Here is a 23983-nt window from a genome sequence, read left to right on the forward strand (position 1 = left end):
CCATCGGTTGACTCCTTCTAAGATAATTGTCTGATTAACCATTACCTTACCGGATAAGCCGATGGCTCTCACCATCCTTCCGAATTTACACCACGCACTAAGACTCTACCCCTATGTTCAGAACTGAGGTGAACCCTGATTAGAGATCCACAGCGGAGAAACACAATGTGCGGTCGGTTTACGCAGTACAACTCCCGCGAGGAGTACCTGGCCTTTCTCGGAGAAGAAGCTGAACGGGATATTCCGTATGATCCGGAGCCCGTCGGCCGCTACAACGTCGCGCCCGGAACCCGGGTATTGCTGCTGAGTGAACGCCGTTCGCAGCTGCATCTTGATCCTGTTCACTGGGGTTATGCCCCGGAGTGGTGGAACAAGCCCGCTCTCATCAACGCCAGAAGTGAAACTGCGGCCGGCAGCCGGATGTTCAGGCTACTCTGGGAGCACGGACGGGCTATTGTTTTTGCCGACGGCTGGTTCGAGTGGAAACAGCAAAACGGCGTGAAACAGCCGTTTTTCATTTACCGTAAGGACGGAAATCCACTCCTGCTCGCAGCCATCGGGAAACAACCCTTTGAAAACGGCAATGACCAGGAAGGATTCCTGATCGTCACAGCAGCTGCGGATGAGGGACTGCTGGACATTCACGATCGGCGACCGCTCGTGTACTCACCTGATGCCGCACGTCAATGGCTCAGCGAAAACACAACCGGTAAAGAGGCGAAAGACATTGCCCGAGAGGGCAGTCTTTCCGCCGAAGATTTCACATGGCACCCCGTCAGCCGGGCAGTTGGCAATCCCGGTAACCAGGGCCGGAAACTTATTGAGCCACTGGCTTAGCAGACGCTGAGATACGCGGCATCCACTCACAGGGTTATGCACCGTTTCTGTGGATAAACCACAGCCTGTTTTATCCGCCAGAACAATGACCTGACAGTAGCCGGTAAAATTCTCCTTGCAGGACGGAAAATATCTTAAATAATACTGTATATAAAAACAGGTATTTTAAGAGGTAAGCCATGATCCTTTTTGTCGCTCCCGCATCTGAGCCAGCACTGTTCACCGCACCACTTTTCACAGAGCGCTGTCCGGCAGGTTTTCCGTCACCGGCAGCGGACTACACCGAAGACGAACTGGATCTGAACGCCTACTGTATCCGTCGCCCCAGCGCGACCTACTTTGTCCGTGCCATTGGCGATTCGATGAAAGATATGGGCCTGCACTCCGGCGACCTGATGATTGTCGACAAGGCCGAAAAACCCATGCAGGGGGATATTGTCATCGCAGAAACAGATGGTGAATTCACCGTTAAACGCCTGCAGCTTAAACCCCGGATTGCCCTGCTGCCGATGAATCCCGCCTACCCCACTCTCTATCCGGAGGAACTGCAGATCTTCGGCGTGGTGACGGCATTCATACACAAGACGCGGGGTACGAACTGATGTTTGCGCTCGCTGACGTGAACTCGTTCTATGCCAGCTGTGAAAAGGTGTTTCGTCCGGATCTGCGTAACAGGCCCGTTGTGGTGATCAGCAACAACGATGGCTGCGTCATCGCACGCAGTGCCGAAGCGAAGCGGCTGGGTATTAAAATGGGCGTCCCCTGGTTCCAGCTGAAGACGGCACAATTCCCGGAGCCGGTCATTACGTTCTCGAGCAATTACGAGCTCTATGCATCCATGTCGAACAGGGTTATGTCTCACCTTGAGGAGCTGGCGCCGCGCGTGGAGCAGTACAGCATCGACGAGATGTTTCTGGATATCCGCGGTATAGACAGCTGCATCGATTATGAGGACTTCGGCCGGCAGCTGCGCGAACATGTTCGCTCCGGAACGGGGCTGACAATCGGCGTCGGGATGGGGCCGACCAAAACGCTGGCTAAAAGCGCGCAGTGGGCGTCCAAAGAATGGCCACAGTTCGGGGGCGTACTTGCCCTGACGCCACACAATCTGAAGCGAACTGAGAAACTGCTCTCACTGCAGTCGGTGGAAGAAATCTGGGGCGTCGGCCGCAGGATATCCAGGAAACTGAGCACCATGGGTATCACCACAGCACTGCAGCTGGCGCGTGCGAACCCTGTATTTATCAGGAAGAATTTCAGTGTTGTGCTGGAGAGAACCGTCCGGGAACTCAACGGTGATAGCTGTATTTCGCTGGAAGAAGCGCCGCCGCCGAAACAGCAGATAGTCTGCAGCCGGTCTTTTGGTGAGCGAGTCACAACATATGAAGCCATGCGGCAGGCAGTCTGTCAGTACGCTGAGCGTGCAGCAGAAAAGCTGCGCGGCGAGCGGCAGTTCTGCAGGCATATTGCCGTTTTTGTGAAAACATCACCGTTCGCCGTGAACGAACCGTATTACGGGAATGTGGCCAGTGAGAAGCTGATGACTCCCACGCAGGATACCAGAGACATCATAGCCTCAGCGGTGAAAGCACTGGACCGGATCTGGGTGAATGGCCATCGATATGCAAAAGCGGGTTGCATGCTCAATGATTTCACCCCTACCGGGGTTTCGCAGCTGAATCTGTTCGATGATACCCAGCCCCGAAGCAACAGTAATCAGCTGATGAAAGTCGTGGACGGTATTAACCATTCAGGACTTGGGAAAGTCTGGTTTGCGGGACGAGGCATTGCTCCTGAGTGGCAAATGAAACGAGAAATGTTGTCCCCTGCATACACAACGCGCTGGAGTGATATTCCTGTGGCTCGGCTTTTGTAGCCATACCTAAAACCTTTGCCATATGATGTATGATGTATGATGTATAAATTAAGACATCACACTTCCTATTTATGAATTATGATGTATGATACTTTCGTTACCAAATAAGAATAAAAACTTTCATACTTCACATTTCATAAATAGGTATAGATATGATAACTGTAATTGGTGGTAATAAAGGTGGGTCAGGGAAAACCACCACCGCTGTAAACCTCGCGATAGGTCTGGCTCTCAGAGGCAAGGATGTATGTCTGGTGAATGGAGATCTACAGCGAACAGCAGCAAAACACCTAGCTGAGCGTGAAGCTGCAGAAGTAAAGCCAACTATCACTCTTATTGAGAAATTCGATAATCTCTCTCAAACGCTTCGCGCACTAGATGACAAGTATGAGCACGTAATCGTTGATGTTGCAGGCCGAAACTCCAGAGAGTTCATTACCAGTGGGGTGGTCGCTCACCAAATAATCGCACCACTGCAATGTTCGCAACCAGACCTTGATACGCTGATTGAGTTGCAGCAACAAGTTGAAGGCATGAGAGATCTCAACCCAGACTTAAAAGTGTATTGCCTGCAAAGCATGGCAACAACAAATCCAGTTTTAAGAGGTAATGAACGAAAGGAATTTATTGAGTATCTTGAAGAATTCCAATCGATAAAAAGACTTGAGTCGGTAATTTGTTTCAGGAAGGTCTACCGTGACTGCATGAGTACTGGTTTGGGGGTGTTAGAGACTGATAATGCTGCTGCAAAATCGGAAATGGAAAAATTAATGGAAGAGGTATTTGGATAATGGTTAAGAAACCCAGCCAACAGGCTTCTTCACGACCTCCGATTACACCAGAACAAGCCGACGAACTGGCAAGACGTCTCGCCGATAAACCCTATGGTGATCCTGCAAAATTTGCTCCCGAGGAAGAAAAACCGGAAAAACAATGTAGAACAACAATTTCTCTATATGAATCAATGTTATTGAAAGTAGAGGATTTGGCACTGAAGAACAAACGGAACGGTAAAGAGCCGAAGAATGTAAGCGCCATTGTCAGGGAAGCACTGGAACTTTATCTGAAAAACGAAGAATCATAACCCATAAGTATGAAGTATGAAGTATGAAGTATGAAGTATGGCATAAAATATAATAAAAGACCGCTGCTTCCAAACCTCTAATCTGAAAGTTGACGCGGTGGTGTGCCGAGACATCGAAAAATTTTTATTTTTCGCGCCAGCCTTGACGTTCAGGTGATTTTGCCCACCTGCACAATAAATGCGCAAAAAGACTTGTTAATAGGTCTTTGCAGGTGTATTTTAGAAACTGGTTAAACGGTCTCAAAAGGTAATCTATGCCCAACATCATTCTCAGTGACACAAGCGCCAGTGTCAGCGAACTTAAGAAAAACCCAATGGCAACTGTCAACTCCGGTGATGGCTACCCGGTTGCTATTCTTAACCGCAACCAGCCCGCCTTTTACTGTGTTCCGGCAGAGCTATACGAGAAAATGCTCGATGCCCTGGACGATCAGGAACTGGTTAAGCTTGTCGCCGAACGCAGCAACCAGCAGCTGCATGACGTGGATCTGGATAGTTACTTATGACGTATACGGTCAAATTCAGGGATGATGCGCTGAAAGAGTGGCTGAAGCTGGATAAAGTCATTCAACAGCAATTTGCGAAAAAGCTAAAGAAGTGCAGTGAAAATCCGCACATCCCTTCAGCAAAACTGCGCGGGATAAAGGACTGCTACAAAATCAAACTTCGAGCCTCTGGCTTTCGTCTGGTCTATCAGGTGATTGACGATCAATTAATTATCGCTGTTGTAGCTGTAGGAAAACGTGAACGTAGTGACGTTTATAATCTTGCCAGTGAACGAATGAGATAATCATTCATTTTTACGTTTGGAGGTCATAATGGATTACCGTTCTCTTATGAAAGATTCTTTCAGCGAAATGAGAAAATACAGCAGTCAAACTGTTATGGTTACTCAGTCCTTAACTTCCTTTGGTCGAAATAAGCCTCGGCCAGCCTTTCAGGACTGGATTGAGCACCTTAATAGAAATGATCGCTTGCCCCGGGGGCGTTTCTTCGCAGGAAAAAAACCTGGTCGTCGCCTTGCGATTTTTGATGAAATTTAGTTTTCAGACAAAGCCGCGCCAGCGGCCTTTTTGACGCCTCCCGTTTAATACCCCGCGCGGTTAGACATTCAGCGCATTCTGCCCAGCATTATGTTTGCCATCTTAATCCACTTGTAGCGGCCCTTCTGTAATGCACAAAAATGCTATCCATATTGGACATTTCGGCACTATCAGAAAAAGTGTCCACAAAATATTTCAGGTGATCGTATTTTATTTTGTTGACCAGCCGCGCAAACCGTGAGTCTGTTCAGAACTCGTTTCTGAACAGGGGAGGGGTTGGACAAGCCCACCGGGCGCGTCAGGTTGTAACAATTGGGTATCCCCAAAATATACTAGCGACTTAGAATCTAAAACCCTGCTAAGATACTATTCAAAAGTTACTTAAAATTCTAATACCACTTAAAAGTTACCGAAGGCGATAAAATGTACATTTATGCGTATCTTCGCGCGTCGACAATTGAACAGGATGCGCTTCGCGCAAAAAACAGGCTGAAGGAATTTGCGGCGCATCATGGCCAACGTATTGCCGGCTGGTATGTTGAAAACGCATCGGGAGCATCGCTCGACCGTCCGGAACTAAATCGGATGCTGTCTGATATGGAATCAGGTGATGTGATTCTGATTGAGCAGGTAGATCGCCTTTCTCGCCTCAGTGATGGTGACTGGGACACACTCAAACGACGTATGTTTGAAAAGGAGCTATCGGTCATTAGTCTTGACCTTCCTACCAGTCATATTGCTCTTACTCATACTGCTTCGGATAACTTCACGAGAAGTATGCTGCGGGCTGTTAATGGCATGATGCTGGACATGTTGGCCGCTATCGCTCGAAAAGACTATGAGGATCGTCGCCGACGACAGAAAGAGGGTGTTGAAAAAGCCAGATTAGAAGGTAAGTATGCTGGTCGGCAGGCAGATAAGGCTAAACATGAGCTAATACGAACGTTACGCCTGCAAAACGGAAAATCGATAAATGAGACAGCTCGATTGGCTGGAGTTTCCAGAATGACTGTTATTCGCGTCTGTAAAAACAGTCAGCCTGGGCAGGCTACAATTTACGGTGATAAAGAATGAAATTGACAGAAAGTGATATCAAAAATATAAACCAGCTTTTTGAAGACCCAAATAATGCAGGCTATGTACTGAATTTCACAAATAAATCGATGCGCGAGTTTTTCGAATCTGAGCTGTCAATCGATATAGACAACGACATCTATCGGAAAGATGGCGACTCAAAAATGAAGCGATTGCGTTGCCTTTTGAAGCAAGATGACAGGGAAACAGTTCTTAGAGTGGTCACTCGACTCTGGGAATACAGGAAAACAATACCTGATAACGTGATCACTGCTCAGGATGATGCTGTCTACGGTAGATTGATATCCAAAATTCAGGGGGCAGACAGTCTTGCAGCAGCCGGCAAAACGCCTGCATTGATTGTCCCCACCGGCATCGATAATAATTATTTTCTTAAAGGTCTGGAAACCCTCCATAACCAACCGCCTCACCAACGGGGACATAGCTTTGAATTATGGCTTAACGAACTATTTACCGCCTTCTATCTATCCCCTAAAGGCGCATTCAGGTTGAAGGGCGAACAGATTGACGGCAGTTTTCTGTTAAATAATGAAACCTATCTTGTGGAAGCAAAGTGGCATAGTACTAAAACAGGAAACGCTGATCTCCATGCATTTCATGGCAAGCTGGATCAGAAAATTTCATGGGCTCGCGGCGTATTTATCAGTTGGGCTGGATTTACAAAAAGTGGTCTGGATGCATGGGGGAGGGGAAAGAAGGTCATCTGTGTCAGCGGTTATGATCTTGTTCTCATGTTAAAAAATAACATCAGTTTCAGAATGTTGATGGAAGAAAAAATCAGACGAGCAGCCGAAACGGGCAACTTATATATCAAGATTGACGAAATTTATCCTGATATTGTTAAATGAACATGCGCTTTTGTGTCACAGGATCAAAAAAGGCCTCCATCAGGAAGCCTTTTTTGAAAAATTTATTCGCGTTCCGACCATCGTTGAGTAGGGGCGGGCGCTTACATATATAGAGTTGCCTCTGGGGAAAGATTATGATTGTCTAGGTGCAGCATGTCAACCTCAATCTGTCACAAACATAGACACGCGCTAACCACAAATTTGGCATTTTTGTCTAAGTTCATGGAAGGTATACTGAATCTATGAAACCTTATGGATCAGAACAATGACAATTCAAGCGATTACAGAGTCCCTTTCTACAGCCAGGTTCTCAACATACCAACTACCTATCCTTGGCGGGGCCTCGCCAGAACAATGCCTTGGCATCTATCTTTGGAATAAGCAACTTGCCAGTGCTTTTCTACCAGCGCTTCAAATTATTGAAATTTCGCTTCGCAACGCTATCTATCAGTCCTGGATAGCACACGAAGAAGAGCAGGTTGAGCTGAATTTCCAGCCGCATGATTGGGTGACAGAAAAAGCTAAAATTGACAAGCTTTGGTTTGTTAATACATTTACAAGACAGAATAACTTTATCGCATGGAGTAATATCCAAACAGCGGTAAAACAGCTTAATTATGAAAATAAACCTTTAACCGCAGAAAACTTCATTTCAAAATTAACTCTGGGCTTTTGGGTATCTCTGGTACAAAAAGATTTCGACGTACAAAAAAACTCCTATCTCACATTATGGCCACATTTAAGGCATCGTGTATTCCCGAACGCTGTCGATTCGACCTCCGGCTCTCCATTGTCAATAAACAGCATAGGTAATGAACTCAAAGATATCAATAAGATAAGAAACCGGCTCTCTCATCACGAGCCTTTATGGCGCAATAAGAAAGCATATCAGGTTGAGGATATAATAAACAAAGTAATTGAACATTATGACAGATGTTTGAAAGTAATATATTGGATAAACCCCTCTAATCTCAAATTACTTGACATAATTGAGAGTAATACAAGAATGTCTGAACTTTGTTCATTACATGCTCTCTGGAAGAATAAACAACTCCCTGCAGGAATTCCCACTTTGCAAGTGAGAAAAGACTGGTCTAAAGGAGTTAAAATCAATCCTGAACATACGGGCGAAATAATAAACATTACTGCAGCGAATGTGTTGATCAAAAGTGACAAAAATCAGGCCATTTTTTATGGAGCGGACAGGGCTATGCAGGGCGGAATCAATACCTTTGCCCTTAATGATAAGGTTCGATTCACGCCAGAAGCAAGCTCCGCAAAATATCCTAATGCAAAGAATATAATGAAGCTTTAATACCTCAGTAATGTCATGAAAATGACCGGTCTGACTGAAGACGATCTGGCACAGATCAGCCACTAATCACCTTTTCTGGCACTCCCTGTCCGGCTATAAGCGTATACTGGTGGGGCAGGGAGGCACCAGACTCAGGCTCTGCCTGCCAGCCACAGCGATGAAACAGCTTCATCACCCCCGCTACGTTTCCCGTCAGACGCGCTGTCAGCGGATTTATCTGTTGGCCGCTGTCGTCAAAAGCGACATCGAGGTTGGCCCGTGAGAGATAAATGCCGTTCACGCCCGCACTGAGCGCCACAGCATTCCGGCCGGACCATTCCCGATCGCTAAGCAGACGGTAGTTCCAGTGCATATCTTTCGCTGTTTCCAGCGCATAGGTCAGCCGGAACAGATCGTTCTGTTCAGTCAGCTCGCCAGTGCAGGAGCGCCAGAGGTAATTCAGCTTGCTGGCCAGCTTCGCGCTGACGCCCAGCTGGCGTCCCTGTTTCAGAAGCCACTCGATATCGGGGGCAACATCACGCGGAAAACGCCGTTGCTTCAGTGCGGTAGCCAGCCAGCGTGTGAGAAAAAGGTTTTCCTGCGCCGGTGATAACACATCACCTTTTTGTCTGGCCAGCGCAAGCGCCACCAGGGCACACCAAGCCAGGTGGCCCGATTTTTCTGTCAGCGTCACTGCGTGTCCTTCTCCTTTCTGTTCCTGGTTGTTCATGCATCACTCTGGCATATTTTAACCGTAAAGGAGGCAGCCAGTCATATGAAACTAAGCGATTACTATAAATTTATTCAATGCCTTCCATAGTTAATCAGCTAAAGAAATGAATATACGTTCACTGTCATATATATTTATTATCCTTTTAGTTTTATCTTTATTCCAGTGACAACGACCTGCAAAAATAATTGCAGCCCCTTCGAGACTTTCAGAATCTGAAATATTAAATTTTTCGATTATTGCATCACGCAGATCGCCTAAGGGTATTCCAACATCCCTGCATTCAGCAGGATTAAGCCATTCAATATCATTATTCGAGTTATATAGCGTCCCCCAGTAAAACCTGAGTGCATTTTTAGTCATGGGTTCAGCATCAGGAAATTTCACAAATAAATTTTTGGCTTTATACTTGAAGTCGCCGAACGGGATGATCGTATCAGACGTCGCCAGTCCTGTCCCCCGAATTAAGCTGTGCAGTATTTTTTGAAGTGAAACTGTCGGAACTCGCTTTTGTTCTGACTTTATGGTGTGAGCTTTATTGTGCCCCGTCCCGGTTATCTCCGTTTTCCCGCTTAAACCAGACGGTTCGCTGCCTGCTGAAGAAGCACTGTCAAAATTGAAGCTTATTTTAATTGTATCTGACTCTGCGATCATCTGCTGAACTTCAGAAGCATTTCTGACTTCCCTTTGTCGTTGCGGTGAGAGTGTACTTTCCCTGCAGGTGCTGTACCGGGACCCAAAACAGGCCTGTTTACCATCAACACTTTTTTTTCTGTAGAATGCCTGTTCACGGCAACCAGGGCATACCAGTGAATGCCTTAATTTCTCTATTTCTTTCTCAGGTAATTTTTGGAAATCGATAACTGAGTAGCACTTATCGACACCACCAAAAGTACAAATACTATTAAACATAGTAAAGTCACCTCCTGTTATTTTGTTATTTAAAATATAATTAAAATCCCCTCAATATAACACATTACTTTTTCTCTCTTACCTGTTGTGCCCTTCTCAGCGCATAGCCCAGGCGTAATGTTTTTCCGCATAGTTGTACAGCCGGTAAGAGTTCTGTTCGTCGCCACCAATAAAAATACCGTTATCCATAACCCCCTCGGCCAGCCGCTGCGTATACCGGTGCGCAGCCTCATCCAGCTCAGCCCGGCTCCCCCACGCGCCCTGCTGCTTACGCCAGTTCAGCCGCACGGCTTTCAGCAGGCGGCACATCTGCTGGCAGATGAAGTAGCAAGCGACGACGTTGCGCGCATCCCCCACAAAGACCACATCGCTGTCCGGGTACATCATTTCGTTCCACAGGTAGATATCGTAGCAGCCCAGCATCATGGCCACGCGTTTTGCCACGAAACCGCCGTACCAGTAATACGCGGTGCGGGGGATGTTCAGGCGGCGGCTCTCGGCAATATTACCGGTATGGAATGACAGCAGGCCAGATTCCGTCAGTTCCCGGACCAGCACCTCCAGCACCCTGTGCCAGGCTCTGGTTTCACTGCGCTCAGACAGTGCTGAAAAGTACCGGCTGACAATGCCGGCAATCTGCTGTTCCGGCACGGCGTCACCATTCTCCGTCTGATGGGACAGTTTACGACACAGTTCCTCGCGCTCCACCAGGGCATTCAGCATGGCATCAGTTGTCACGTTCTGTGCGGTGGCCAGTGACGCGACACGTTCATGCAGGTCGTCAGAGAGAAAGACGCCAGCCCCGGCGGCGACCGCCGACGGTATCCTGACGCGGCGTGTTACGGGCTTGTAGATTTCGCCGGTCTCCGGCCTGATTTTCAGGCCAGCCTTAAGCCAGCGGCTCAGCTCCTGGGGAAGGATATCCGGATTGTCCTTCAGAAAACGCGCCCGGTTTCCGCGCGCTGTTCCGTACACGCTGTCAATGTAGTCGGTCAGCAGCATAACGATATCCACAGAAGTGTTTATAAACACAATCGTTTATATCACATGCATACCGGACAGGCGAGCAGTGCGCAGCCTGTCCACTGAATGCCGCTTTAGCGGCATGGAGGCGCCTGCTGGTATTGAATATGGCACTGTGAGTGAGTGGCGCCGTAGCCCGGCGCAGCCGGTTACATTGTTGACAGGTTTCACCAATCCATCCTTTCCCACTGCAAGACCAAAACCCGCTAAAAGCGATACAGAAGCTTTTGTGCGCCGTCGGAGTGGTCACGACAAGGCGAAGCCGCAGTCGGGGCGTATCTCCGCGTTAGCGGGCCGTGAGGGCCGCTTACGGGCGTGTACTCAAAACCTCCAGCGACACCACTCACAGCCACTCGGAATCTAGTTACAACATCCATCATTAAAAGCGACGTTGTTCCGGGCCTTTGGCCCGGGGCGGTCTCGCTTTTCAGTGGTGGGGGAGGGGCGTGAGGTTTCAGACGGGCGCTGTGAGTGCCTTTAGGTGATTATTTTGAATGTTGTAACTACTAGAGCGTTTGGGGGCCCGTCGCGTAGCGATGGGAGCTACTTCAGGTAGTTGCCGAACCGGCGCGGACGTAGTCCGCTGCAAGGGCGGGCATTTTCAGGAGCCTGTCCACAGGTCAGGCGACGAACAGGTTATTTATTTATAAGAGAGAAAGATTATTTATTTAAAAGAAGTACAGAGCTGGTTTTTAAAGGAAACCACGCACTTTGAAATCAGGTCGGCTGGCGCTCTGTAAGCATAACGGTTGTAACCTTATAGAAAGGTCCCTTGCAGTTATTTGTGGGTAACTGAATCTGGCGACGAGATGTGGCCACTCTGATGCAATTTCTGGCCATTCTGATGGCGGAATGGGGTGAATGTCAGGAAGGACGGCCGTCATTTCGTGCAGAAAACCGTCAGCCGGGAGCTGCAGACGTGCGAAACCCTCCGGCGCCAGCCGGATTTTTCACACAGGAAGGGTTATATGGGGACGGTGGCCAGCCGCGTGTAGTTGTTGCCACGCGACATCAGCATGCGCTCTTTCACGCGCCGATCCAGCTCCCGCTTCAGTGCTTCATGACCGCCGATAAAGCGGCCACTGGCATATTCACGCGTCAGCTGTTGCTTCACCAGGGTCACAATATCCTGGCGGGTCCTGGTCGCGTCACGGCGGGCGCGGGCACGTTTCAGGCCATGTTGTTTACGCTCGGACTGGTAGCTGCGGAACCGTTCGCGCACAAATCGCCAGGCCTTCGCTATCAGCTCGTCCATCTCCAGTGGCTTCAGCTTCTGCTTCTGACGCTGCTGATTTTCCCATTCGACACGGCTGCGGCGGGCGGCCACCACAGCCACGTCAGAGACGTCGAGCGCGGAGAACAGCGCCGGCGTGAAGGTAATATCGGTCGGGATGTTGCAGCCAATCTGCGGATCATATTCGGTCTGGTAGGTAATCAGCCCCAGCTCCGCCATAAACTTCAGCGCCCGGGTGGCGCGGGTGATGGATAAATTACCGTTTTTCGACTCTGTGGCCAGGCCGCACTCAATAGCTAGGTTGGTAATAGAGCGCTGTACTCGGTTGGCCAGCGGATCATAATGGAAGCACAGTCCCTGGAGCAGGGCATCGATGGCTCGACGACGCAACAACGGCGGCATGCGATGACGTTTACCCAGCGAGCGAACGAACGCCACATGGACGGAAAAGTCAAAACGGGACGTAAAGCCCTCGGCTTTCGCCATCAGCTTACGGCAGAACGGCAGGGTCTTTTTCCCCTCTCGCGGCGTGAATTCCGGATTCGGGTTTTTAACCTGACGGTAATGGGAGAACAGGGCCTGAGCGTCAGTCACACCTTCCCGCACTTATGTTGCACGGAAGGAGCAAATGGCACAGAAACGGGTATTGCAGTTTTCTGAGCATAAAACTATACTCCCTGCATAGAGCAACAGCTTCTATACAGTTTAAGTAGGCCCCGTTAATCTTCTTCGCGTCGCCAAACAAGTCGAAGATTATCGGGGTTTTTGCTTTTCTGGTTCCGGGTTGATACCTCAGCAGAACCAGTTCCCTGCCACCTTGTGGTGTGGCCAACCAAATAATTCTGTCAAACGATCAGTAATCTAGCACTACATATCCTAGCAAGCAAGATTGTCAGCCCATAACGCTAGTTCACTCGGCTTTATCAATTAAACGACTAAACAGTTCTGCTTGGCTGAGGCCACTCTCAGCACACATTTCCTGAAATTTACTCTTGAGCTCATTGGGCACAAGGATCTTGATTTCTTTGTGCGTTTCACGCTTACGGGCAACAAAACTTTGTTGCCGCTCTGAAGCACTCAGCGGGTGACCTTTACGGTACGTTCGTTTTCCATTCGATGAGGAAGTAACTGCATTTTCGGCTTGTGACATCTCTGCCTCCTCAAGGATCAAACTTGGATCGTTTGCAGAGAATACTACAGATATCTGAAATCAGCGACTTAACTTTACGCGTAAGTGTGAGCCATGTTGGCGCATGACTCACCTGGATGGATGTAGATTGCGGATCAAATGACGATGCGACTTAGTATGAAGAATGCCACTCAGTTCCTCCGTCCCAGCGCGACTGCCAGTGCTGAAGGTAGGTTTGTGCCACTTCCGGCACCTCATTAATAACCAGCACATTCTCGCTACTCCGCGATGCAGCAGAGCGAGTGTAGTTAAAGCTACCAGCCTCAACTGTATGATTATCAACAATAATGACTTTGTCATGCATGATGGCGTAGCGACCGTTGGTGCGCAGCGGAATTCCCGCGTTCACCACGACGTTCATCGCCGCCTGGCTGGCTTTGCTCCGGTTGCCCTTTTCATCAAGCACTATCTTCACATCCACACCACGACGTTTTGCCCTGACAAGCGCACTAACCACCTCCGGAGACGTAAATGAGTAGCCCATCAGCCGAATTTCCTGCTGTGCTGACTCAATCGTCTTAAGGACCAGCTGCAACGCGCTGCCTTCAGGTGAAAAGCCGACCTGAACGGAGGATGCCGCTGCTGCGGGCTGAATACAGCTCAGCGAAAGACATACCAGACCGGACACGGCCAGCTGGCGAAAGGTGAACTTACGCATTAAATAACCTCAGAAATACTGTTCGGATGTGTTAACCAGAAACGCCGGAGACGGGGAAAACTTGCTTTTACCCTTCTCCGGGTTTGGACAACTGAGCACGGCGAAGGCGTCAGTCTCTTTTAGCGGTATCAGTTGGCGGACGCCTGATTATTTTTTGGTATCACCGGCAGCATGACTGATGGCCTGCTGCAGGGCCTCCGCGCTGGTGTATCCCGGAATAACCGTCACGTTATCAGCACTGGCGCCGGCTGACGGGAGAACCACCAGGGCCGGGGTACCGCTGAAGCCCAGCTGCTGCGCAAGTGTGTTTATGCCATCCAGGGTCCCCTGAACATCTGGGGCTGTTTTCGCATCGAACTTCACGGCTTTTGCGGCCGCGCTGATATCAGCATCGGTCAGCTTACCCTCGTTGTGGCCGGTGGCGTAAATCGCGTTGTGATAGTTAAGGTAAGCATCGGCCCCCTTCTGCTTCCAGACCTGGAGCCCGGTTTTCGCCGCACTGAGCGACGCCGGCCAGCGCTGGCCAAATATCGGGAATTCCTTGAACACAAAGCGCACGTTCGGGTTTGCTTTTATTACCTTCTCCAGCTCCGGCGCCAGGCGGGCACAGTAGATGCACTGGTAATCGAAAAACTCGACGACAGTGACTTTTGCGTCGGCCGGCCCATATGACGGCGTGCCTTTATCGTTCAGCAGCGCTGCCTGATTCTGAACCACGGCGGCCGTCATCGCCTGCTGCTGCTTCTCCTGCTGTTGGGCCTGCAGCTTCTGGCTGACCTCAACCAGCACTTCCGGATGGGCCAGCAGGTAGTCTTTCGCGATTTCACCAATGCGGGCTTCCTGCTCCGGGGTAAAGGCAGCGGCAGGTTTCTCTGCTGACCCCGCCACGCCGGAGACCAGAAGGCCTGCGGCAAGCATGACTGAAAGGGTTTTATTCATGTTCATCCTGTGTTTTTCTCTTCTCGGTTGTTATCAGTTCGTTTCGTGCACGGGTGGCGACGCTTCTGACCGCCCTGCGTTGTCGTTTAGCGTGCTCCTGAGCCCTGCGCTCCACAGCATACGCCGCCTCCTCTGGACTCACCGCTGCGACCGGTTCACCGGCAAGGTTTTTACGCCACGCGCCCACCGTCATGGCGCCCAGATACGCATCCGAGCGGGTGACGGCGGCAAGGCAGCGTTTCAGCGTCTTCACGGAAACCTCCAGCCCGCGCCGGCGAATGTCATTGACCATTGCCTCCCGGATGTTGACCGCCAGGAGCTGCGGCTGGCCGTCCGTCACCAGGGCTGGCCAGCAACGCTTCAGGAGCGCGAGCGCGTCCGCAAGCGGCATGACCTTCCGGTACACCGGTTCCGGGGCAGGTTTGCGCCTGGCCGCCCGCATGGCCTCCCTCTCCTGGGCCTGTCGCTCAGCCCACTGCCGGGCTTTCTCTGCTTTTCTGGCGGCCTTCTCGTCCGCCTGCGCCTTTTTCGCGCTCTCATCCACCGCCTGCTTCCTGACCTTCCAGGCAGGCGTCGTGTTCACCACCACGGTCTTTTTACGCGTGACCCGGCCCGGACCCGCACCGTCCGGTTCACTGTTGCTTACGGCACGCTGACCTTCTGGCTCCGCTTTGCGGCGCAGCGTCAGCGTGGGGCGCCCCTGCTCTGTCATCCTGCCTCCGGATAAATCTGTTTCACGTATACTCCCCTGACTGACCCTATTCTGACACGGTAGATATCACATCACCATCAGTCCGATGACGGCAAGGTGCACCGCGTAGAACAGCGGGAAAAATTCGCGCGGCCAGAACCTCGGCACGCGGCAACAGGTCCGACTCAGCACCGTCAGGGTAACGCTGGGTATTACCAGACCCGCGATGGCAAAGGCGGGGCTGTCCGCGGCATTCAGCGCGAGTATCGCCAGTGCCAGACACAGCGCCAGCCCCGTGCGCGTGGTGCGCCGGCCCGTCATACAGACGCCGCAGGCCAGCATCAGCATCACTACCCCCGCCAGCCCGTAGCTTCCCGCCGAAAACGGCAGCCAGGCCAGAACCAGCATCAGGGAGAGCGGCCACGTGCGCGGCCCGTGCCGCTGCATCAGCGCCAGTGCCTGTCCGCTGACCGCAAAGGCAAACAGGATATTGCCCAGGTCCGGGCGCAGCCCGGCCAGTATCCAGCCGCCCTGCGCTACCCCGGCCCATATCCAGAGCCGGTTCAGGGCGCGCTGCTGAATCTGCGGATGGCGGGCGAGGTTCATGGCCCAGACCAGACCAAAGAGCGGAAACGCTCCCCGACCGGCAAGACGCAGCCAGTCATTATCCAGTCCGCACAGCATGCTGATGTGGTCGGCCACCATCAGGAGGAGCGCCACGGTTTTGATAAGGTCGGTCTGGCCCGGCGTCCACACAAGCAGACGCTGCAGCCAGCAGTCGGCCACCACCACAAGGGGGAAGAGCGGATGGTTTTCAGCGCGCATATCAGTCGCCTCCCAGGGTCTTTTCACGCTCAAGGTCTCGCACCGTTTCGCGCTCCATCTGCTGCAGGCGATCCCGCTGCACGTTCTCACGCACCACCTGAGACACCGCCTCATCCCGGCGGCGTTCTTCCGGCGTATCCGGCAGCGTGAGGGGAGATGCCGACGTTTCTTTTGTCCGATCCATATCCCGTACCACATCCCGGACGGCGACGTCAGATCCTCCGGCCGGCCTGTCGCCACTGCGGGCCATCTCGCGGACCGCCTCTTCAGCACGCTTATCCAGCTCCCGCTGCACCTCAGCCTCCCGGGCCTGCTGTGCCAGCACCTCCGGCGGCACCGTTTCTGCGGGCTGCGTACCGGTGCCATCGGGCAGGCCGTCGGCCCAGACCCGACCGCCGGTAATGGCGCCGGGGTTCCACGGTCGCACCTCGCCTTCGAGCCGCACCACCACGCCGCTCTGCGGATTCTCCCTCGCGAGCCGCACGCCCTCTTCCATATCCCGCGCCAGCAGCGACTCGCCGTTACGGCTGGCCTGCAGACCCGCAAACGCCGCGTCCCCGCTGCCCATCACCCGGCCTTCACCAGCGAGCCCCTTAAGCTGCCCGTCTCCGGACGTCAGGGCGCTCAGCCAGACGCCCGCCTGCCTGCCGTTGCGGTCGAAGGCCGGGAGCGCCACGTGCGGCTGCGGATATTTACGCCCCGGCGAGATAAATTTCGCCATTGAGCCCTCAGGCTGCAGCCCGGCCTGGCGCAGCGCGGCGCGACCGGCAGGCACCTCACCCAGCGCTTTTGCCGTCGCCGTCAGGCGGACGGCATTCGCGACGGCGCGGTCGCCGCGCGGCTCCAGAATGTCATGCGCCGTACTTTTCGCCTGCGATTTTTCCATCGCGGCCACCCACTTGTCCCGGGTGTCGGTATAGACCTGCGCGTGCTGCTTCATGCGGCTCAGCGCCACGTAGGCAGACTCGAAGCTCACCATCCGCTTACGTCCGCCGTCCGTGCCCTGCAGGGAGATGGAGAAGGGTTCGCTCGCTCCCTGTGAGCCTTCAACGGTGACGGCATAGGCCAGGTCGATGTGCTGCTCTGCCTGCTCGGCTGACGGCGTGAGCGTACGGGTCTGTTTCCCGTCCGACAGCGTGACGCTGTCACCTTTTATCTCACTGACCGACCAGACGCTGTTGGCCACGAAGCCCCGCTCGTTGTCGCTTTTCGAAAAGCGCATCCGGTCGCCTTCCGACACGGTAATGGTGTCCTGACGGTAGAGCGTGACGCCCTCTGTCGCCGCCTGCGCGGGCGACAGGCTGCGGGTGTTGCCCTGCGCATCCTTCAGCGTCACCAGGTGCGCGTCCCCGTCCAGCGACTCAATCCTGTAATAGGTGCTGTCCAGCAGGGCCAGGCTGTCGCGGGATGCCTCCCACGTTGCCATGCGCCTCAGCTCCCCGTCGCGGATATTGGCTGGCGTAAGGACCGGCAGCGTGACCTCTTTTTCGCCCACCTCGCCGGCATCCTGACGGGCGTCATGAATCATGGCGTTCACCTGGCGGCGGTCGGCGTTCAGGGCGGTGATAACGATGGTCTGCGCCTGCGCCTCTGGCGTGCGCCCCGTGTAGTCCTTCACTATGGCCTCCAGCAGCGTCGCGGGCTGCCCGCCGGACATCATGTCGCCGGCCGCCACGGCTTTCGCGATGACCTCCTCCCGTTCGCGGCTGAACTCCATGACGGAGCTGTCCGGCTGCCAGGCATCCGCCCTGCGCGGCACCTGTGCCGGCGCCACGCTCTCAATGGTCGTCAGGGCGCTGCCGATATCGCGGTTAATCAGGCTGTAGACGGCAGGTTTAAGTTCCGGCGTCTGGCGGACAATCTCCTGCATCACCGCCACGTCAATGGCGCTGCGCTTCTGCAGCAGGCGGAAGGGCTGGCCCGGGGCGATGGACTGCAGCTGGTCGGTATCGCCGCTGGAGACCGCGCGACCGCCGCCCCCGGCAATCAGGCTGTATGCCTTCGCCATGTCGGCGTTACCGACCATCGAGCTTTCATCCACGAGAAACAGCACGTTGCTGAAGTCCGGCCGCTCGCCGCCGCGCAGCTGCTGCTGCGTGTCGTGAATAAAGGCTGCCAGCGTCTGCGTTTCCGGCACGCCCGCATCGCGCATCTCGCTCACCGCACGGTGGGTGGGGGCCACGCCGATAACGCGCGGCTGCTCCCGTTCCGGCAGCGTGCCGATAGCCGACATGACCGCCCGGAACTGCGTCGTCTTACCCACCCCGGCGTAGCCCTGCACCAGGGTAAAGCGGTCGGGGGATTCCAGTATCATGCGCGTGGCGTTCCGCTGCCCGTCGGTCAGGCCCGCCAGCTGCGCGTCCGGCACGCCCGCCATCAGCGGAGTGACGGCCTCCTTTCCCTCCAGAACGTGGCGGAGGATACTTTTCTCCGCGTTATACGACTGGCGTGAGACCAGCAGCTGCAGGCCGTTTCCCGGCGATACCGGCACCGACAGCAGGGCGCCGCTGCGTATCTGCCGGTCCGCCTCCTTTTCGATGGCCTGCAGGCTGAGGCTGTCCTGCTCAAACTCTTTCGCGGCGGCCATCAGCTGCGGCTTCGTGAACGCCAGGCCGTTACCCTCCAGCACCGGAATGGCCAGATGGATAGCCTGCTGCTCCGGCGTGTGCAGCCCGGCTTTCTGGTGCGCCAGGGCATCATCAAGACGCCCGTGCCCGGCCGCATCCTTAATCTGTTCAGACACGACGTTCCAGGCCGACTGACGCGACAGCTTTTCCGTCGTTTTCTGCGCCGTCTGCGCGGAATAGAGCCGCACCGCCCGGCCGCTGAGCGCCAGTTTGTTCAGCGTGGTGTTATCCAGCTCGCGCTGCGACAGCGAGGCAAAGACCGTGGCGCTGTCGCTCACCGAGCGGCCCGGCGACTCCACCCAGCCCTGCCCCACCTTCGCGGCGGTGAACGGACTGCCGCCTGCGGGCAGGACCACGTCCGCCTTACACCCCGGCAGGCTGACGACGAGCCCCGCCTCCCCGAGCGCCTTAACGGTCACCGTATCGCCTCCCTTGAGCCGCGTCCCCTGCGCCTGACCCAGCACTGCCAGACGGTCGCCTTCGGCCACCTGCAGCGTGCCGGTGCGGTACAGCGACCAGCTGCTGTTGAGTTCAGACAGGCGGGTCACCCGCGTTTCACCCTGGGCGTTACGCAGCGTCAGGCTGTTGTTGCGGCCCGTCACGCGGTCAATGACAAAGCGTTCCCGGCTGCGTGCTTCGGCATTCCAGCGCTCCATGACCATCCCCTCCCGGTAGTGGTCGCGCACCTGCTGATGGCGGCTGTCGAGCCAGACCGGCTCCAGCGTAGTGATACTGACCTCCCGCTCGCCCAGCACCTTTTCCGCCTTAAGCGCCTCGCGGACTACGCCTGCGAGCACCGCCTGCTCGCGCGGACCGGTGACCTGCGCCATGCTGTGTTCACCTGCGCGGACGCTTCGGGCAAAGTCAGCGGCCAGGCGGTCATACCGCTGCCGCCGGTCAGGCTCGCTGATAACCGAGACCTGCGTCTTCTCACCGCCCTGCCACGCGAGCGTGCTAACTCCCGCCTCCTTCATGACGGTCAGGGCGCTGCCGGTCCCGGTGCGCTGGCCGCTGTCGGCAATCAGCAGCTGGACGTTATGGCGCAGCGCGCCGTCGAGCAGCGTGAGCGTTTCTTTCAGGGTCAGCTTCTCCCCCTGATCCACAATCAGCGTGCTGCCGGGCGTAAAGGTCATGCCCTCCGTCAGCTCCCGCCTGTCGGTGATATGCTCGCCGCTGAGGCGCTCATCCTGCATAAGGGCGCTGCGCGAGCGCCTGTCGGCGGCGATAATCTGCACGTCACGCCCCTGTTCGCGCGCCATCATCGTCAGCTCCGCCACGCGCTCACGCTGACCGGCCGCCCCGCCCTGACCCGAAATGATCGCCACGGGCGGACGGTCCTGGGCCAGAACGCTCACGGCATCGCTGTATGACCGGCTGCGGGGCACGCTTTTATCCGGAAAAATGTCAGCCTGCCCCGTCCGCTGTAAATCGCGGGTCATCGCCGACACCGACAGCTCGTCCAGCACGTGGATGTTCGAGGTAAACAGCCCCTTCTCTTTATCCAGCGGGATGAGCTGCTCATTTTTTATCGCCGCATCGATGCCGTCACGCGCCATCTCCACCATGCCCGACCGCGCGGGCAGCTGCCCGAGGGTGGTGGCCAGCAGTTCGGAATACGTGAACCGCGCCCGCCGGTCGCTCAGCATCGCGATGGCCTGCCCGACGTTGCTGTTAATATCAATGGCTTCAGGCGTCGTTGCGGGAATATTCCCCTGCACAACCCGCAGGTCTGCCGCCTCACGGTAGGCTTTAATGTCAAACCCCGTCTCTTTCAGGGTCTGCATCCACTCGGCCATGCGCTGTTCGGGGTCAACCTTCTGCTTCGACTGGCGGGTATCGAGCGCCGCCACGTCGCGGGACTTCAGGGACGCGTCATCCCCGACCGCCTCGCTGATGGTCCTGCTGCGGCTGGAATACGGCTCCGTCGGTACGCCCTTCAGCTCCCACATGCCGTGTTTGCCGACCGTCTCAGTCTCATAGCCCATCGCCGCGACGTCATCCTTCAGCGCGGCACGATACAGGCGGCCAAAGGCAATCTGGTTGGCGTAGCTATTCTCAATAAACCCGGTTTTACCCACTTTGTCGCTGCTGAGCGTTCGCCACTCATCGCCATGCTGAGTGGCATTGGCCACCACCGCGTGGGTGTGCAGCTGCGGCTCCTGGTCGCGGCTGGTATCGTGGTTAAACAGCGCCATCACCAGGTTGCCGGTCAGCTGCGTCTCGCTCCTGCCCTCCGTCATAACCCGCGTGGAGGCCATTGCCTCTATCTGCTTAATGGCGGTCTCCACCGCGCGGTTGTGTGCCTCAATAAGACGCTTGTCGCCTCCCAGCATGGCCATCACGGAGACACTTTTGGGCGCAGAGAAGGTGAAGTCGTAGCCCGGACGGTGTTTGTTCGCCCCGTCCTGAGTCCGGCTGAGGTCGCTGCCGTCCGGCAGGCGTCCCTCCAGAACCTTCGTAAAGACCTTCTGGTCCACCCCGCCGCTGAGCCCCAGCGCTTCAGCCCCTTTTCCGGCCCAGCGCTCGCCCATACTGCCGATAACGTAGTAGTTGTCCTTGTCGGTGTAATAATTGCCCGCACTGCCGGCGGATTTTACCGATCCGATGCTCATCATCAGATGTATCCTCCCGGCTCAAGATCTTTTTCAGGCGCCCGGTGAACGTTGATGTTCACTTCTTCACGACGCTGCCTCTCCTGAGGAGACAGTTCGTCCTGCTCCGCCTGCCACGCCTCCCATGCCGCCATATCCACCACCTCACCGCTTTCACTGATGCCAGGCGGCAGCTGTTCAGCCTCTTCCGCCTTTGTCTTCAGCTCAGGCTCCACGCCGCCAGTGCCTGCGGCACCCGCTACGGATGCCGTAGCGGATGCGGTGTCTGCAGCGCGGGGCGCTGGCGTCAGTTGCTGTGGCTGCTGTGGCTGACCAGCATTCTCCGCACCGCCCTCTGGCGCGACAACATCGGCATCCGGTTCAAAGAGCATGGCGATGCTGCGGGATTCATGTTCACGTGCAGCCAGCGCGGCATTCAGGCGTTCCTCCGCTTTCCCGTCGATGGTGCGCGGAATGAATTCCGGTGCCACCTTTGGACGCTGCTGATACTTCAGCGCCATTTTCACGGCAGGATAAGGTCCGGGAAGCGTGACGTAGCAGGAGAGATCCGGCAACGTCTGGACGTCGGAGTAACTCACCAGGGTGACGCGCTCCATGTCCTTGCCGACCGAGGTACCGTCGCGTACCGGGTCCACACCGTAGGAATACTGCTCGGACGCCTTGAGGATTTCTTTTTCACCGATTTCGCCAGCGGCGAACTCGGCGATATTGCGCGACGGCGAGCGGAAGAAGGCACGGGTGTTCAGCACGTCGAACAGCGTTTCCGCCGGCTTCTGCCCGTAAATATCTTCCAACTGGGCGTAGGACTGAATGCCAATGACGTAGCAGCCGCCAAACTTACGCGCCTCCGGCAGGATCTCAACCAGGTCCGGCAGCTTGTGCAGGGTCGGCAGCTCGTCGGCGAAGATCCACACGCGGCGGTTACGGTTTTCACCCATCGCCAGCAGCCCGCGAATGGCGATGGACAACCACATGGAGATAACCGGCTTGAGGGAAGCGTGGGTGTCAGCATTGGAGGAGATAAACAGCCAGCCGTTTTTACCATCCTCACGAACGCCGCGCATCCAGTCGCGTATGGTGAATGACTCGCCGTTATTTTCGATGCCCTGCAGGTAGCGGATGGCCTTGACGTAGTTGGTCAGCACGGCGCGGATGGAGATGGCCGTTTTCTCGATTTTCTCTTCCACCAGGTTCGCCGCCGGGGAGTTTTTCAGGTACGAGCGCAGCTTCTCAATCTTGATGGAAAGCAGCGTGTCGACCAGCTTGCTGTAGCTGCGGTCCTTGTCGTTGCGCATCAGATAAGCGGCTTCGGCAAAGATGGTACGTCCCGACCCCTGCCAGAAGGGGTCTTCCTTCGTGCCCATAGGAATAAGCGTGTTGGAAACGTTGTCGAAGTCAGGCTGCGTCAGGCACTCCCGCCACAGGTCCCATGCAGCGCAGCGCGCATCCAGCGGGTTAAGGATTTTATCTGTGGCCGGATCATAGTAGCTTTTGACGAACTCACAGGAGCGGTCATACACGATGACCATATCGCCACGCTGGCGGGCGTAGTTCATCAGACGGCGGATAACTTCTGATTTACCGGCCCCGACGGTACCGTGCAGACAGAAGTTCTGGATCTCCGAGTCCTTAATAAGCGGCAGCTCACCGATTTTGATGTCGGATGCGAGACCGTCGCGCCTGAGCATTTTCGCCACCGCTTTCGGGTCATCAGTCAGCTGGCGCCCTCCCGTTATCTCGTCCTCACTCTGATGCTTACCCTGATGGCCCAGAATCCAGGTGGTGACAAAGAAGGTAATAACGCACACCACGGCCGCGATGATGGCGGCAAGAATAAAGGCCGTCCAGACCTGGTCGGCGCACCACTGGATATATTTGTCCTGCAGTATTTGCTGCGCGTTGTACTTCAGCTCATGGCCGTAATAACGGATGGTATAGACAGGCTGGGATTTGAAAATATCGCGCATGGGGGCCAGCGTCTGACACCAGTAATAAACCATGCCGTTCACGAACGTCTGCCAGGTCAGTTTAACCGACAGCGTAATCGCGACAATTATGCCGAAGAGAATGACGAGACAGTACACGATGATATTGGCGATCTGACTGAACATACGGATGCGCATGCTCGCGATCTGACCGCCCTGGGTCATATCCTTTGCATTAAAACTCATGATGTATGGGTCCGGTATAAATGGGGTTTAGACGGTTATGATAAGGCTACATTCAGGAACGGCTACTTACTGGCCTGGCAAATAAGATGTCACTTACGAAAAAATATCCACAGCAGTATTAACAGAACTGAAAATGGAACAGCAAATAAAGCATTCGGATAATCACTTTCGATACTCACTACTAATGCAAATACTGACATATTAATTTCTTTATTCACCGGCCCTGCCGGCAACCCTTCCCGGCAGCACAAAGGATTTGCGCCACCGCTCAGCGTTTTTCTTATATCAACAGAGA

23 protein-coding genes are annotated in these 23983 nt (G+C 54.5%); 11 read left to right on the forward strand and 12 right to left on the reverse strand.

Annotation, left to right across the window (positions count from 1 at the left end):
- Positions 1-165: 165 nt before the first annotated feature.
- The 11 genes from USG84_RS22600 (at position 166) to USG84_RS22650 (ending at position 8098) form a co-directional block, all read left to right on the forward strand.
- The gene (locus USG84_RS22600; RefSeq protein WP_123061114.1) at positions 166-837 is read left to right on the forward strand and encodes an SOS response-associated peptidase family protein; all 672 of its coding nucleotides are present in this window, start codon (positions 166-168) and stop codon (positions 835-837) included.
- A 179-nt stretch (positions 838-1016) separates the two neighbouring features.
- Positions 1017-1439 (forward strand): translesion error-prone DNA polymerase V autoproteolytic subunit, encoded by a 423-nt coding sequence (umuD, locus tag USG84_RS22605; RefSeq protein WP_123061113.1) that lies wholly within the window; start codon positions 1017-1019, stop codon positions 1437-1439.
- The gene (locus tag USG84_RS22610; RefSeq protein WP_151413639.1) at positions 1439-2713 is read left to right on the forward strand and encodes a Y-family DNA polymerase; all 1275 of its coding nucleotides are present in this window, start codon (positions 1439-1441) and stop codon (positions 2711-2713) included. Before umuD ends, USG84_RS22610 begins: the two co-directional genes overlap by 1 nt.
- A 152-nt stretch (positions 2714-2865) precedes the next feature.
- Positions 2866-3504: an AAA family ATPase gene (locus USG84_RS22615; RefSeq protein WP_123061109.1), complete on the forward strand. Its 639-nt coding sequence runs from the start codon at positions 2866-2868 to the stop codon at positions 3502-3504.
- Positions 3504-3797: a CopG family transcriptional regulator gene (locus tag USG84_RS22620; protein WP_123061108.1), complete on the forward strand. Its 294-nt coding sequence runs from the start codon at positions 3504-3506 to the stop codon at positions 3795-3797. The genes USG84_RS22615 and USG84_RS22620 overlap by 1 nt, the downstream gene beginning before the upstream one ends.
- 254 nt (positions 3798-4051) lie before the next feature.
- Positions 4052-4303, forward strand: coding sequence for a type II toxin-antitoxin system Phd/YefM family antitoxin (locus tag USG84_RS22625; RefSeq protein WP_123061107.1), 252 nt, complete (start codon positions 4052-4054; stop codon positions 4301-4303).
- Positions 4300-4587 carry a type II toxin-antitoxin system RelE family toxin gene (locus tag USG84_RS22630; RefSeq protein WP_000222768.1) on the forward strand — a complete coding sequence of 96 codons (288 nt, stop codon included), beginning with the start codon at positions 4300-4302 and terminating at the stop codon, positions 4585-4587. Before USG84_RS22625 ends, USG84_RS22630 begins: the two co-directional genes overlap by 4 nt.
- A 28-nt stretch (positions 4588-4615) precedes the next feature.
- On the forward strand, positions 4616-4840 hold the full coding sequence (locus tag USG84_RS22635; protein WP_151413638.1) for a hypothetical protein: 225 nt from the start codon (positions 4616-4618) through the stop codon (positions 4838-4840).
- Positions 4841-5263: 423 nt separating this feature from the next.
- Positions 5264-5914 (forward strand): recombinase family protein, encoded by a 651-nt coding sequence (locus tag USG84_RS22640; protein WP_151413637.1) that lies wholly within the window; start codon positions 5264-5266, stop codon positions 5912-5914.
- A complete protein-coding gene (locus USG84_RS22645; protein ID WP_151413636.1) occupies positions 5911-6783 on the forward strand; it encodes a restriction endonuclease in 873 nt (290 codons plus the stop codon). Before USG84_RS22640 ends, USG84_RS22645 begins: the two co-directional genes overlap by 4 nt.
- Before the next feature lie 265 nt (positions 6784-7048).
- Positions 7049-8098 (forward strand): Abi family protein, encoded by a 1050-nt coding sequence (locus tag USG84_RS22650; protein WP_166479508.1) that lies wholly within the window; start codon positions 7049-7051, stop codon positions 8096-8098.
- 55 nt (positions 8099-8153) lie between these two features.
- On the opposite strand, the gene USG84_RS22655 is transcribed toward USG84_RS22650, so the two are convergent.
- The 12 genes from USG84_RS22655 to traD all read right to left on the reverse strand — a co-directional run bounded on the left by USG84_RS22655 (position 8154) and on the right by traD (position 23688).
- Entirely contained in the window at positions 8154-8771 is a 618-nt protein-coding gene (locus USG84_RS22655) for a DUF2913 family protein (protein ID WP_063941969.1), read from the reverse strand.
- Between the two features lie 126 nt (positions 8772-8897).
- A complete protein-coding gene (locus tag USG84_RS22660; protein WP_172689892.1) occupies positions 8898-9719 on the reverse strand; it encodes a hypothetical protein in 822 nt (273 codons plus the stop codon).
- A gap of 96 nt (positions 9720-9815) precedes the next feature.
- On the reverse strand, positions 9816-10721 hold the full coding sequence (locus USG84_RS22665; protein ID WP_172689891.1) for a hypothetical protein: 906 nt from the start codon (positions 10719-10721) through the stop codon (positions 9816-9818).
- Between the two features lie 985 nt (positions 10722-11706).
- Positions 11707-12582, reverse strand: a complete 876-nt coding sequence (gene repA, locus USG84_RS22670; protein ID WP_151413331.1) for an incFII family plasmid replication initiator RepA — start codon at positions 12580-12582, stop codon at positions 11707-11709.
- Complete coding sequence (tap, locus tag USG84_RS24115) at positions 12563-12640, reverse strand: RepA leader peptide Tap (protein ID WP_011201829.1); 78 nt, start codon at positions 12638-12640, stop codon at positions 12563-12565. The genes repA (USG84_RS22670) and tap overlap by 20 nt, the downstream gene beginning before the upstream one ends.
- A 246-nt stretch (positions 12641-12886) precedes the next feature.
- The gene (gene repA, locus USG84_RS22680; RefSeq protein ID WP_048960020.1) at positions 12887-13126 is read right to left on the reverse strand and encodes a replication regulatory protein RepA; all 240 of its coding nucleotides are present in this window, start codon (positions 13124-13126) and stop codon (positions 12887-12889) included.
- Between the two features lie 151 nt (positions 13127-13277).
- A complete protein-coding gene (locus USG84_RS22685) occupies positions 13278-13823 on the reverse strand; it encodes a phospholipase D family protein (RefSeq protein ID WP_151413332.1) in 546 nt (181 codons plus the stop codon).
- 147 nt (positions 13824-13970) lie between these two features.
- A complete protein-coding gene (locus USG84_RS22690) occupies positions 13971-14762 on the reverse strand; it encodes a DsbA family protein (RefSeq protein WP_172689894.1) in 792 nt (263 codons plus the stop codon).
- Positions 14755-15474, reverse strand: a complete 720-nt coding sequence (locus tag USG84_RS22695; RefSeq protein WP_151413333.1) for a fertility inhibition protein FinO — start codon at positions 15472-15474, stop codon at positions 14755-14757. Before USG84_RS22695 ends, USG84_RS22690 begins: the two co-directional genes overlap by 8 nt.
- A 66-nt stretch (positions 15475-15540) precedes the next feature.
- Positions 15541-16278 carry a type-F conjugative transfer system pilin acetylase TraX gene (gene traX / locus USG84_RS22700; RefSeq protein ID WP_151413334.1) on the reverse strand — a complete coding sequence of 246 codons (738 nt, stop codon included), beginning with the start codon at positions 16276-16278 and terminating at the stop codon, positions 15541-15543.
- 1 nt (position 16279) lies between these two features.
- Positions 16280-21520 carry a conjugative transfer relaxase/helicase TraI gene (gene traI / locus USG84_RS22705; protein ID WP_172689893.1) on the reverse strand — a complete coding sequence of 1747 codons (5241 nt, stop codon included), beginning with the start codon at positions 21518-21520 and terminating at the stop codon, positions 16280-16282.
- On the reverse strand, positions 21520-23688 hold the full coding sequence (gene traD / locus USG84_RS22710; protein WP_151413335.1) for a type IV conjugative transfer system coupling protein TraD: 2169 nt from the start codon (positions 23686-23688) through the stop codon (positions 21520-21522). The genes traI and traD overlap by 1 nt, the downstream gene beginning before the upstream one ends.
- Positions 23689-23983: the final 295 nt, after the last annotated feature.

Source organism: Enterobacter sp. 168J2 (assembly GCF_034107265.1).
Lineage (GTDB): Bacteria > Pseudomonadota > Gammaproteobacteria > Enterobacterales > Enterobacteriaceae > Enterobacter > Enterobacter nematophilus.